Genomic DNA, 13,250 nt, shown 5'->3' with positions numbered 1-13,250 from the left:
AGATTATTATTGTTCTTGAGTCGTGCGTGAGTCCGGCCCCTCGCGGAGATCCCCCCTGCACCGGTGCTGTCGAGTGCGGTCATCGACCTCCAGAGGCCTGGCACGCGAGTCCAAGTCCCCCTGTTTGCAACAGAGTTGAATGGACGAGGGGTCTCATTCACTCGTCGCGAGTCGTTGTGATTCCTTCGCGAGTACCTGGAAATGGGCGTGCAGTCAAACACTCGAAATGATGATTGCGCCTTCTCGGTCCGGAAATTAACGTAGTCATCACGATGTTTCTGGGGTCATCCGGAGCAGATCGGACGATGTCCATCGCTGGACGACCCGGAGGCGAAGCATCGGCCTTAACGCGCGGTCGAGCGGGGCTCGTTCGACAGCGCACCTTCTGCGGCCGAGCGGGCCTCTCCGCAGCCCCTGCTTCTTACTGCGAGCACTGATGACGCGGGGTGGCGCGCTCTTCGAGAACGGCAGGCAAATGACACCTCGTCACATCTTCACCTGGTCCCCGGCTGCCATCGTCTTCGACTGTGACGGAACCCTGATGGATACCGAACGGCACTGGCAGGACGCGCGCAGCCGGGTCTTCGGAGAGTTCGGGCTGAAGCCCCGCCCGGGCTTCGCCGAACGGGCCAAGGGCGTGCACTACACCGATTGCGGCAGCCTCATGGCCAGAGAGACTGGCAAGCCGCGACTGGCCGACGACATGACGCATGCGCTCCTGAGACACTTCATGGCGCTCGTTGCCGAAGACCCCGTGACCCTGCCGGGTGCGGCGGCACTGGTCCGCCTCGCTGCCCGCCATATCCCGCTCGCGGTCGCCAGCAACTGCCCGCTGGACGTCGTCGAGTCCAGCCTCGCCCGGGTCGGTCTGCTCAGCTGCTTCGCCCATGTCGTCGTCGCGGGCGACGGACTGCTGCCGAAGCCGCATCCGGATGTCTACGCCACCGCGGTCCGTCTGTGCGGCGTGCGGCCGGAGGACGCGATGGCAGTGGAGGACTCGATCACCGGCGTCGAGTCGGCCAGGAGAGCAGGCATGCGCGTACTCGGCGTGGGACCTCGACCGACCGAAGACGGGGCTGACCAGGCCGACCTGTGGCTGCGCACTCTGGCTGATCCGGCGCTTCAGGCGTGGGCCCAGGGCTGGGCGGACGGGACCATCTGATCCGCCCCAGTCCGCCCTGAGCCGTCGCTTCGTGATCCGTCAGCCGCACTATGACACCAGCGGGTGAATGGTCTCGGAGCATGACCACGATCACTCCGCTGGCGCGCGGGCGTACTCCACTGATCGAGTGACTTCGGGTGGTTGCGGCCGCGTGTGCCACCGCGCCACCGTCGATAGGCACGCGGCTGTCGCTCCGCCGCCTCACAGCCGCGATGCCCCGCCTGTCGACACCGCCCACGCCCCCGGCGCAACTCCTCCCGGATCAGGGACGAACCACTCGCATGCAGTACCTCCCCGGACGCATGCGCAGTTCATCGCCGCCCCGCCGGGGGGCTTCGTGGGCGAGGAGTGAACCAGGAGAGCTACTGCCATACCACTGCGGCCGAGTTCGAGTGGCAGCCCGATGGTGGTCGGCTAAGACTGAATCAGCGGTTTGGGATCGGGACAGGTGATCCCGACCTCGTGTACTTCCGGACCACTCGCTCCGGCCATCGAAAAGCGAGTACGGGGCGCCGACCTCAATGGCGGCGACGCTTAAAAGTTCCTCAAGGAGCTCGCATGGAGGAGAAATCCCTCGACGTCTTGACGCCCGGGCCGGATGAATCCGCAATCGGTACAGGCAAGTACACCGGCCCCGAGACCAGCATCGAGAAGAATCTCGCCGAGGTGCTGGCTGACGTCATGTGCGTCGAACGGGTGTCGATCGACGGCCATTTCTTCGATGATCTGGGCGCCAACTCATTGGTAATGGCCCATTTCTGCGCACGAGTCAGGAAGCGGGATGACCTTCCCTCGGCGTCCATGAAGGACATCTACCGGCACCCGACGATCCGCAGCCTGGCGACGGGGCTCGCGAGTGCCGCGCCCGTCGAGCCGTCGCTCCCGGCGCCGGCCGAGGTGGTGACCCCGGTCAGCACGGTGCGGTACGCCGTCTGCGGAACCCTCCAGTTCCTGCTGTTCCTGGGTTACTCCTTCCTCGCCGGACTCGTTGCCGACCGAGGCTATGCCTGGGTCTCCGCCGGGTCGGGTGTGATCGATGTCTACCTGCGGTCCTTCGTCTTCGGGGGCATCGTCTTCGTCGGTCTGTGCACCTTCCCCATCGCGGCCAAATGGCTCCTCATCGGCCGGTGGAAATCGTGCGAGTTCCCGGTCTGGGGTCTGACCTATCTGCGCTTCTGGACCGTCAAAGTGCTGATCCACGCCAACCCGATGATCCTCTTCGTCGGCAATCCCTTGTACGTGCTGTACCTGCGAGCGCTGGGCGCACGGATCGGCAAGGGGGTCACGATCCTCTCCCGCAGCGTCCCGGTCTGCACCGACCTGCTCACAGTCGGCGCCGGCACGGTGATCCGCAAGGACTCGTTCTTCCGCTGCTACCGGGCGCACGCCGGCCGTATCCAGACCGGCCGGGTCACCCTCGGCCGGGACGTGTTCATCGGCGAGATGACCGTGATCGACATCGACACGTCGATGGGCGACGGGGCTCAACTAGGCCACACCTCCACGCTGTACAGCGGCCAGGCGGTCCCGGACGGTCAGTGCTGGCACGGGTCCCCGGCACAGCTCACGCAGCACGACTACCTGAGGGTCGGGCCGGCCGCATGCGGCACGCTGCGCCGGGCCGGGTTCGGTCTCATCACCGTGCTTCAGTTGCTCTTCCTCTACGTGCCACTGACTGTCGGGGGCGCGTACATGCTGGTATCCCTGGTCCCGGCACTGCACGACCGGCTGGGGCCCGGCACGGCGGGGCTCACATCGCCGGATCTCCTCATCGACGCGCTGGTCCTGTCCTTGCTGTTGTTCTTCGGTCTCCTCGTCGTGGGCCTGGCCGTGATGCTCACCGTTCCGCGCCTGCTGAACCTGGTCGTCCAGCCGGACAAGGTATATCCGCTGTACGGGTTTCATTACTCGGTGCACCGGGCGATCGGGCGCATGACCAACATCAAGTTCTTCGCATGGCTGTTCGGCGACAGCTCCTACATCGTCCACTACTTGCGCAGCATCGGATACGACTTGTCCCGGGTCGAGCAGACCGGGTCGAACTTCGGAACCGAAGTGCAGCACGAGACCCCGTTCCTGTGCTCGGTCGGGAGCGGGACGATGGTCGCCGACGGGCTCTCCGTCATCAACGCCGACTATTCGAGCACGTCCTTCCGGGTGTCCCGGGCCTCGATCGGGTCATACAACTTCCTCGGGAACAACATCGCCTACCCCTCCGGGGCCAGGACGGGCGCGAACTGTCTCCTCGCGACGAAGGTGATGGTTCCGCTCGAAGGCGAGGTGCGAGAAGGGGTGGGGCTGCTCGGCTCGCCGTGCTTCGAGATTCCCCGGTCGGTCGAGCGCGATTCCCGGTTCGACCATCTGCGCACCGGCGACGAATTGCACCGCAGACTCGCTGCGAAGAACCGCTACAACATCCGCTCGATGGTCTTCTTCCTGCTCGTGCGGTGGCTGCACTTCTTCGTGCTCACGATGTTCGGCCTGGCGAACGCCGAGCTGTACGACTCCTACGGACATGTGCTGATCGCCGCGTTCCTGGTGTTCAGCCTCGGGTTCACCGCTGTCTACTTCGTACTGGTGGAGCGCGGCATCGCGGCATTCCGCTCGCTGCAACCGAGGGTGTGCTCCATCTACGACCCCTACTTCTGGTGGCACGAGCGCCTCTGGAAGGTGCCCGACAATTACCTCGACGTCTTCAACGGCACCCCGTTCAAGAACGTGATCTGGCGGATGCTGGGGGTTCGGATCGGCAGCAGGGTCTTCGACGACGGCTGCTACGTGACGGAGCGGACACTCACCACCATCGGGAACGACTGCACGCTCAATGCGGGAAGCAAGATCCAGTGCCACTCGCAGGAGGACGGCACCTTCAAATCCGATCGCAGCACTCTCGAAGCCGGCTGCACCATCGGTGTGGGAGCCCATGTCCATTACGGCGTGACGATGGGCACCGGCGCTGTGCTCGCGCCCGACTCCTTCCTCATGAAAGGCGAAGAGGTCCCCGAGTACGCGCGCTGGGGAGGGAACCCCGCCACGGAGATGCGAGACGCCCCGGATCAGCCCGCGGCGCTGACGCGGAAGGGATAGCAGCTCCGCCCGCGTCTGCGCGGAACAGCACGGTAGCGAACACGAATGGAGAGGGACGGCCAGATGGGAATGCAAGTGCAGGCCGACCGGGACTTCTGGCGCGATGTGCTCGTCGCCGGTGGATTCACCGAAATCCCGCGGTGGACGCTCAATCCGGTGAAGGGCCTCGGCGAACACGAGGCGACGATCCCGGACGACGTCGTGGCGGCCCTGGGCCGGCTGGCCAAGGACCTGGCGGTGCCGCTCGACTCGGTGCTGCTGGCAGCGCACGCCAAGGTGATCGCCGCGCTGTCCGGCGAGCACGAGGTCGCGACCGGATATGTCGGTGCGGAGGGCGGCCGGCCGCTGCCCTGCCGGCTGACGGCCGAGCCCGACTCGTGGCGGACGCTGCTGCTGGACGCCCATCGAGTCGCGTCGGATGTGCTGTCGCACAAGGACTTCCCGGTCGATGAGCTCAGGCGCGAACTGGGCCTGGCCGAGCCGTCCATCGAGGTCGTGTTCGATCCGCATGGCGTGGGCGGCGAATTCGCCGGCAACACCGTGCTGTGGGTGGGGTTCTCGCAGCGCGGCGGCCACCTTGTGCTGCGGCTGCGCTATCGGACCGACTCGCTCGACGAGGACTGCGCCGTCAGGATCGCCGGATACCACCTCACCGCACTCGCGCTGATCGCCGCCGATCCGGACGCCGAGCACGGGCGGCAGAGCCTGCTCTCCGCCGAGGAACTCCACTTCCAGCTCGAAGAACTCGCCGGTCCACGCCGGGAGCTTCCGGACCACCGGTTCCACGAGCTCTTCGAGCAGCGGGTGGCGGCAAACCCGGATGCCGTAGCCGCGGTGCACGGGGAGGAGCGGCTGACGTACCGAGAACTCAACGCACGCGCCAACCGGGTGGGACGAGCCCTGCTGGCGCGGGGGCTGCGCCCCGAGGGTGTCGTAGCGGTGGTGACCGAGCGCAACCTGGACTGGATGGTCGCCGTCCTCGCGGTCTTCAAGGCAGGCGGCGTGTACCTGCCCATCGAACCGCATTTCCCGGCCGACCGCCTCGTGACCATGCTCTCCCGTGCCGCATGCGGGCTCGTGCTCACCGAACCCGGCAGCACCGCCACGCTCGACCAGGCCCTCGGCTCACTGCCCGGGGTCCGCAGGCTGTTCGTCGGCTCAGCCTACGAGGAAGACCATGCCGACGACGATCTGGGTCTCCACGTGGCACCGGACCAGCTCGCCTACATCTACTTCACCTCCGGCTCCACAGGTGAGCCCAAGGGTGCGATGTGCGAGCACGCGGGCATGCTGAACCACCTCTACGCCAAGATCGACGACCTGGAGATCGGCGAGGGACAGGTGGTCGCCCAGACCGCGCCCCAATGCTTCGACATCTCGCTGTGGCAGTTGGTGTCCGGGCTCCTGGTCGGGGGGCGGACCCTGCTGGTGGAGCAGGAAGTGATCCTGAACATCCAGCGGTTCGTCGACAAGATCGTCGACGGCCGGGTCGCCGTCCTCCAGGTCGTACCCTCCTACCTGGACGTGGTCGTGTCCTGGCTGAACCAGCACCCCCGCGAGCTGCCGGACCTGCAGTGCGTGTCGGTCACCGGAGAGGCGCTGAAGAACGAACTCGTGCAGCGCTGGTTCGCCGCCCAGCCCGGGATCAAGCTGGTCAACGCCTACGGGCTGACCGAGACCTCGGACGACACCAACCACGAGGTCATGGACCGGGCGCCCGACGGAGACCGGGTCCTGCTGGGGCCCGCGGTCAACAACGTGCACGTCTACGTCGTCGACGAGCACCTGATCCCGGTGCCGCTCGGAGCCCCCGGTCTGATCGTCTTCTCCGGCATCTGCGTCGGCCGCGGATACATCAACGACCCCGAACGCACCAGGCAGGCCTACCTGGCCGATCCGCACCGTGAGTGCGCCCGGCTCTACCGGGGAGGCGACTACGGCCGCTGGACGCCCGGAGGAAAGCTGGAGTTCCTCGGCCGCCGCGACACCCAGGTGAAGATCCGTGGCTTCCGGATCGAGATGGGCGAGATCGAGAACACCCTGCTGCAGGTACCCGGTGTTCGCGACGGTGCGGTCGTGGTCGCCGAGCGGGCCGACCAGAGCAAGCACCTGGTGGCGTTCTACTCCGGCCGGCAGCCGCTCCAGGTCGACGTCCTGCAGGAACGGCTCGGTGAGTCGCTGCCCGCGTACATGGTCCCGTCGGCCTTTCACTGGCGGGAGGCCCTGCCGCTGACGGCCAACAGCAAAATCGACAGAAGGAGCCTGCAGGCACTCGCCGGAGAACTCGATGTCGTCCAAGACGACTTCCGCGAGCCGGACACGCCGACCGAAAAGCGGGTGGCGGCCGCCTGGGCGAAGGTGCTCGGCATCCCGCAGAACCGGATCGGACGACGGGACCACTTCTTCGACCGGGGTGGCACGTCGCTGTCGGCGGTGAAGCTGGCCATCGTCCTGGACCGTGCGGTGTCCCTCAAGGACGTCACCCGTCACCCGGTCCTCGCCGATCTGGCCGGGCTGGTCGACGGCAGGTCCGAGCGGCGCGCCGGGCTGCTTCAGCCGCTGGCGGAATCGGACGGCGCGCAGACCTCGGCCCTGGTGTGCTTCCCCTACGCCGGCGGCAACGCGGTGAACTTCCAGCCGATGGCCAGGGCGCTGCCGGACGGCGGACCGGCGGTCTACGCCGTCGAGCTGCCCGGTCACGACATGGCCGCCGAGAACGAGCCGCTCGCGCCGATGACACAGGTGGTCGAGCAGGTCGTCGACGAGATCACCGGGCGTGGTCTGACCAGCGTCCTGCTGTGGGGCCACTCCTCGGGCGCCGCGTTGGCCCTGGAGACAGCCGGCAAGCTGCGGGAGCGGGGAGTGGACGTGCAACGGGTGTTCCTCGGCGCACAACTGCTCGGTGACGCCGAGGACCGGCGCGCCACCATCGCCGAGCTGACCGGGCGGAGCAACGCCGATATCGCCGCGAACCTGAGCACGGACGGCGGCTGCACCGCGCTCGGTGAGCTGGGTGCGCAGCACACCGAACACGTCGGAGCCGCCTACCGGCACGACTGCGTGTCCGCTCACCGCTACTTCGCCGACGCCCTGGAGCACCCGCCCGCGCAGAAGCTGTCCGCGCCGGTCACCGTGGTCGTTGCCGCGGACGACCCGAACACGGCGGAGTACCCGCGCCGGTACCGCGACTGGCAGCTTCTGGCCGGACAGGTCGACCTGCACGAGATCGCCGACGGCGGCCACTACTTCCTGCGTACCCGTCCGGCCGAGGCCGCGAAGGCCGTACTGCAGGCCACCGAAATGTTCGCTTCTTCCTGACTCTCAGCTGAAAGGAGATCGAGATGTCGTCCACATCCACGGCGTCGCTGGTCGACGTGGAACTGGAACCCGGCAAGCCCCCACGGCTACGGGCCGAGGTCACCGGCGACGCGCCGGCCTGGGCGGCCGAGCACCGGGACGCGCTGCGCGCAGTCGTCGCCGAGCACGGTTCGGTCCTGGTCCGCGGCCTCGGACTGCGTGACGCCGCCGGGACCGGAGCCGTCTTCTCGAAGCTGGCCACCGGTCTGATGGCCGAGCGGGAGGCCTTCGCACCCCGGCAGACCTACTCCGACGGGGTGTACTCCTCATCGAAGTGGCCGCCGAACCAGCCCATGTGCATGCACCACGAACTGAGCTACACGCTTGAGTTCCCCGGCCTGATGATGTTCGCCTGTCTCAGCGCGCCCACCGGCGGCGGGGCGACCGCGGTGGCCGACTCGCCGACCGTGCTCGACGCACTGCCCAGCGAACTGACCGAGCGGTTCGAACGCGAGGGCTGGCTGCTCACCCGCAGCTACAACGACGAGATCGGCGCGTCGGTCGCCGAGGCCTTCGGCACCGAGGACCGGGCCGCCGTCGAGCGCTACTGCCGCGCCAACGCGATCACGTTCGAGTGGCAGCCCGACGGTGGACTGCGCACCAGACAGCGCCGCAGCGCCGTGGTGCGCCACCCGGTCACCGGCCGACGCTGCTGGTTCAACCAGATCGCGTTCCTCAACGAGTGGACGATGGCCCCCGAGGTGCACGAGTACCTGGTGGACGTCTACGGCGCCGACGGGCTGCCGTTCAATACCCGATTCGGCAACGGCGACCCGATCGGCGAGGACGTCGTGCAACTGCTCAACAGCGTCTACGAGGCGAACACCGTTCGCGAACCGTGGCAGGCCGGCGACCTGATGGTCGTCGACAACGTCCGCACCGCGCACAGCAGGGAGCCCTTCGAGGGACCACGCGAGGTGCTTGTCGCCATGGCCGAACCGGTGCGTCTGGACGACTGCTCGCCGACCGTCGAGGTGACTGCGCGATGACCACCATCGATTCCGCCGCGCCGAAGCCCGCAAGGGTGGCACCGACCACCGTGCCACCGTTCGCGGTGATCTCCGGTGCCCAGGTCCAGCGCACACTGCACGGATGCGAGAAACGGATCACGGAGCTGGTCGAGGCCACCTACCGGGTGCACGGCGCCGGTGATTCGGTGAACCCGCCGTCGTACTTCCTGCGCTTCCCCGACCGCCCGTCCTCCCGGATCATCGCGCTGCCCGCCTCGATCGGCGGGAAGACACGGGTGGACGGCCTGAAGTGGATCTCCAGCTTCCCGGAGAACGTGACGGCCGGCATCCCCAGGGCATCGGCAGTGCTGATCCTCAACGACCATGACACCGGCTATCCGTTCGCCTGTCTGGAGAGTTCGATCATCAGCGCCACCCGGACGGCCGCGTCGGCGGCGTCGGCGGCCGACTGGCTCAGCCGCGACCGGCCGAAACCGGCGCGCGTCGGGTTCTTCGGGGTGGGCTTGATCGCCCGCTACATCCACACCTTCCTGGCCGGCACCGGCTGGTCGTTCGACGAGATCGGCGTACACGACCTGTCGGCCGACAGCGCGGCGGGCTTCCGGTGCTACCTGGAGCAGTCGGACACCGTCGGCCGCATCACCGTGCACGAAAGCGCCGAGCAGTTGATCCGCAACAGCGACCTGGTCATCTTCGCCACGGTTGCCGGTCAACCGCACGTCAGTGATCCGTCGTGGTTCTCGCACAATCCGCTGGTGCTGCATGTGTCGCTGCGCGACCTCGCGCCGGAGATCCTGCTCGCCTCGACCAACATCGTCGATGACGTCGAGCACTGCCTCAAGGCCGACACGTCGCCGCATCTGGCCGAGCAGCTCACGGGCAACCGGGACTTCCTGCACGGCACGTTGGACGACGTGATGGCCGGGCGGGTGACGGTGCCGGCGGACCGGCCGGTGGTGTTCTCGCCCTTCGGCCTCGGGGTGCTCGACCTCGCGGTCGGCAAGTACGTGTACACAGAAGTGGCCCGCTCCGGAGAGCTGCACGTCGTCGACGACTTCTTCCACGAACTGAGCCGGTACGGATGAGCCGGCCGGGAGCGCAGCAGGCTCCTTCGAGGCTGCTCCCCGGAGAGACCACCCGTCACGTCGCAGCTGGTCCTGACCCACGAGACAGCGGCCGCTGACACAGGGCCCCGTCCCGCCGGTTGGAGACGGGGTCCCGCCCGCAGAAGCGAGGAGCCCGCCCACAGCCGGACGGTTCCGAAAGTGCTCTGCACCGGACTGAGGAGACCATGGTGCCCGTCATATCCACTCCCTACGCGTTCAACGAAGACGATCTCTATGTCGACCTCCGGCCGATCTTCGGGCACTCGCTCTTCCTGAAGTGTGAGGGCTTCAACTTCGCCGGCTCGATCAAGTTGAAGGCCGCGACCGCAATGGTGGAGGCCGCTGAGCGGGATGGAATCCTGACGCCTGAATCGATCCTGGTCGAGTCCTCGTCCGGAAACCTCGGCGTGGCGCTGAGCATGATCGCGGCGAGCAAGGGTTACCGGTTCCTGTGTGTGACGGACTCCCGCGGCAATCTGTCGAACAGAATGATGATGGAGGCGTTGGGCAGCCAGGTACATGTGATCACCGAGCAGGAGGCCGGCTGCGGCTTTCTCGGCGCGCGGCTCGACTACCTCCGCGCGCTGTGTGCCTCCGACGACCGGTATGTCTGGCTCAGCCAGTACACCAACCCGAGCAACTGGCAGGCGCACTACCGCACGACCGCGCCGGAGGTCGCCCGTCGGTTCCCGCAGCTGGACGTCCTGTTCGTCGGAGCAGGCACCACCGGGACCCTGATGGGCTGTGCGCGCTACTTCCGGGAATGGCACCGGCCGGTGCGGATCGTCGCGGTGGACAGCGTCGGCTCGGTGTCCTTCGGCGGTTCACCGGGGCGCCGGATGATTCCCGGTCTGGGCATGAGCATACGACCGCCGCTGCTCGACGAGTCCTATGTCGACGAGGTGATTCGTGTCGAGGAGGCGGACACCATACGTGCCTGCCATCGTCTGGCCAGGCGCGGATTCCTGTTCGGCGGCTCCACCGGCACGGTAATCAGCGGCGCAACGGACTGGTTGGCCCGGCATGACGCGCGCGAACTCACCGCGGTGGCCGTCGGCCCGGACCTCGGCGAGCGCTACCTCGACACCATCTACCAGACCAACTGGCTGCAGGATCTCTACGGTGAGAACGTGCTCGACTCCGACAAGGAGGCCGCCGATTCCTGGGCAGTCGCTCCCCCGCCGGCGACACGGTGGGGCCGTCGGCCGGACCCTGTGGACCGGCAGCCGCAAGGGCAGCCGGAACCGGGGCCGGTTCCGTGACCCCGGGCGCTCCGTCCGAGGAGCCGGCAGCACCGAGAGGGCTTCCCCGATGTCCGCCCCGGCCGCTCGGATCCGATCCGGTCGGGCGCGACGCTCGGGATCCCTGTATCGCCGACGCTTTTGAGGAGCGGCGCCGAGCCATTCGTGTTGTGATCGATGAGGAGGAGGAGACGCCGGCGGAACGGAAGGACATCATGGCTGAGAAACTGCGAGCACGAGACATCATGTCCAGCGGCGTGCAGTGCGTCGGTGCACACCAGTCGTTGCTCGACGTGGCGAAGATGATGCGCGATCTGAACGTCGGTTGCCTGCCCATCTGCGGCGACAACAACAAGCTCACAGGCTTGATCACCGACCGTGACATCGTCGTCAAATGCTGCGCCGATGGCATCGACCCGGCAACCGTGCAGGCCGGATCGCTCAAGGCCAAGGTGCACTGGATCGATGCCGAAGCGGACGCCGGCGACGTCCTGGCGACCATGGAGGAACACCAGATCAAGCGGCTGCCGGTGATCGACGTCCAAGGCGGCCACCGCCTCGTGGGCATGATCACGGAGGCAAATCTCGCGAAGAACCTGAGCGACGAACAGATCGCCGAGTTCGCGAGCCACGTATACGCGGGCGCCGGGACGTCCGGCCGGTCCAGGGACTGAGGTCCCGCCGAACCGCACAGGGGCCGGTCCAGGGCCGACAGGCGGTCATTCAGCCGTCGGCCCTCAGGGCTTGGCGCAGCATCGGTAGCGAGGAGTGCAACTCTCGCTGCCAGTACGGCCAGCCGTGGGTTCCCGGTCCGTAGAAGTTGGTGGTCAGGTGCTTCGCGCCCTTGCGTTCGAGTTCGCTCGCAAGGGCGTGGTTCTGTCTGTTGAAGTCCGCTTCGAGCGCGCTCGTGCTGCCCGGCGGGTCCAAGGGGCCGGCGGTGCCGTCACCGCACGACAGGTAGACGGGGATCGGTGTGAGGCGCTTGGCCAGGTGGAACGGATCGTGGGCCGCCCAGACGTCACGCTGCGCGACCGGGTCGCCCCAGACCCTCAGCGGGTCGTTGCCCTGGCCGGCGAAGAACCCCATGATGCGGTTCGTCGACTCGTCGTTGAGCAGCGGGTGCACGGAACCGGAGTACGCCGCGGCCGCCTTGAACATCCCGGGGTGCCGGGCGGCGTACAGCAGGGCGCCCTGGCCGCCCATCGAGAGTCCCGCCACGACGCGGTTGCTGCTCGCCCCCCAGCCGTGCTCGAGGAGCAGGCGCAGTTCCTTGGTGTGGAAGGTCTCCCACGCGGGGTCACCGCCCTGGCCCTGGTTCCACCAGTCGCTGTACCAGCCGTTCCAGCCGGCCTCCGGCATGACCACGAGGACGTCGCGCAGGCTGTCGGTCCGTGCGATGTCGGTCCGGGCGGTCCACGACGTGTAGTCCCCGCAGCAGCCGTGCAGCAGCCAGAGCGTCGGCCAGTGGCGACTTCGGTCTCCCGGGTTCCAGCCATCGGGCGTGAGCAGACGTACGTTCACCGTCCGGCCGCCGAGGGCCGGGGAACGCACGGACAGGTCGACCTGCCGGTCGGCGACCCGGGCGACCGCGACGACCTCGGCGCCCCGTGCCGGGGCCCCAGAGGCCCCCGCCTCCCGGACAGGTGACCTTGTCGAGGCGGTGGCGAGCGCCGACGGGGTCGATGCGAGGGCGAGCAGCAGCGCAGCAAGGAGGAGCAGGAGGCGGGATCGGTGGATCGGTACGGCGGTCATGGCGGCTCCCGGCGGTCGGTGGTCGGTGGCTCCGGTGCTCTTCGGCCGGGTCGGGTCAGCCCCGGTCCGCCAGGATCAGCAGTGCATCCCCGACTGGGCGTTCGCCGGCCGCGTCGGACGGGTTGTTGATCACTTCTCCGCCGACCACCATCGTGGTCGACCCGCCGCCGTCGAGATTGACGGCGTCGCGCAGGCCGAGTGCCCTGGCGACGGCGGCGCTCTCGGGGATGCTCAGCCCGAGCGCGTCCGTGCTGCGTCCGTCGGCGGTGACGAACACGGTCCTGCCGGCGGTGTCGACCCCGGCCAGCGTGCGTGGGTTACGCTTGTGCGCCCAGCCGTAGTAGAAGCTCGCGTTGCCGGGCTGCACCATTCCGTCGGTGGCAGGCGTAACGTACAGCCGCCCGTCGCGAACCAGTTCGGGGCCGCCGTTGAAGATGCTGGTCGCCGGTGATGGGGAGACCTTGCGCCCGCTGCCGTCGGGCCTTACAGTCGTCCCGTCCGTCTCCAATCGGCTGTAGAGAGTGGCGAGCACACGGTGGACGTGCAGAAGAAGCTCGACGAGATCGTCGAAGCG

General features: G+C 67.7%; 9 protein-coding genes. 7 read left to right on the top strand and 2 right to left on the bottom strand.

Features of this window, described 5'->3' with window-relative positions; translation table 11 throughout:
* The first annotated feature begins 475 nt into the window (after window positions 1–475).
* From ACWCQ6_RS26275 to ACWCQ6_RS26245, 7 genes are all read left to right on the top strand, one after another.
* Window positions 476–1,162 (top strand): HAD family hydrolase, encoded by a 687-nt coding sequence (locus tag ACWCQ6_RS26275; protein WP_451093155.1) that lies wholly within the window; start codon window positions 476–478, stop codon window positions 1,160–1,162.
* Between the two features lie 558 nt (window positions 1,163–1,720).
* Window positions 1,721–4,249, top strand: coding sequence for a Pls/PosA family non-ribosomal peptide synthetase (locus ACWCQ6_RS26270; RefSeq protein WP_451093153.1), 2,529 nt, complete (start codon window positions 1,721–1,723; stop codon window positions 4,247–4,249).
* Window positions 4,250–4,312: 63 nt separating this feature from the next.
* Window positions 4,313–7,567 (top strand): non-ribosomal peptide synthetase, encoded by a 3,255-nt coding sequence (locus ACWCQ6_RS26265; RefSeq protein ID WP_451093151.1) that lies wholly within the window; start codon window positions 4,313–4,315, stop codon window positions 7,565–7,567.
* 23 nt (window positions 7,568–7,590) lie between these two features.
* Window positions 7,591–8,595, top strand: coding sequence for a TauD/TfdA family dioxygenase (locus tag ACWCQ6_RS26260; protein ID WP_451093149.1), 1,005 nt, complete (start codon window positions 7,591–7,593; stop codon window positions 8,593–8,595).
* Window positions 8,592–9,662, top strand: coding sequence for a 2,3-diaminopropionate biosynthesis protein SbnB (gene sbnB, locus ACWCQ6_RS26255; RefSeq protein WP_451093147.1), 1,071 nt, complete (start codon window positions 8,592–8,594; stop codon window positions 9,660–9,662). The genes ACWCQ6_RS26260 and sbnB overlap by 4 nt, the downstream gene beginning before the upstream one ends.
* A gap of 209 nt (window positions 9,663–9,871) precedes the next feature.
* Entirely contained in the window at window positions 9,872–10,945 is a 1,074-nt protein-coding gene (sbnA, locus tag ACWCQ6_RS26250; protein ID WP_451093192.1) for a 2,3-diaminopropionate biosynthesis protein SbnA, read from the top strand.
* Window positions 10,946–11,139: 194 nt separating this feature from the next.
* Window positions 11,140–11,598, top strand: coding sequence for a CBS domain-containing protein (locus ACWCQ6_RS26245; protein WP_451093190.1), 459 nt, complete (start codon window positions 11,140–11,142; stop codon window positions 11,596–11,598).
* A 49-nt stretch (window positions 11,599–11,647) separates the two neighbouring features.
* Here the strand turns inward: ACWCQ6_RS26245 and ACWCQ6_RS26240 are convergent, their stop codons facing one another.
* Window positions 11,648–12,676: an alpha/beta hydrolase gene (locus ACWCQ6_RS26240; RefSeq protein WP_451093145.1), complete on the bottom strand. Its 1,029-nt coding sequence runs from the start codon at window positions 12,674–12,676 to the stop codon at window positions 11,648–11,650.
* A gap of 55 nt (window positions 12,677–12,731) precedes the next feature.
* Window positions 12,732–13,250, bottom strand: a 519-nt coding sequence (locus ACWCQ6_RS26235) for a phosphodiester glycosidase family protein (protein ID WP_451093143.1), incomplete at its 5' end; no start/stop codon positions are given.

This window comes from Streptomyces sp. NPDC001880, from assembly GCF_053594575.1.
This window is presented reverse-complemented; position numbering and strand designations above follow the sequence as displayed.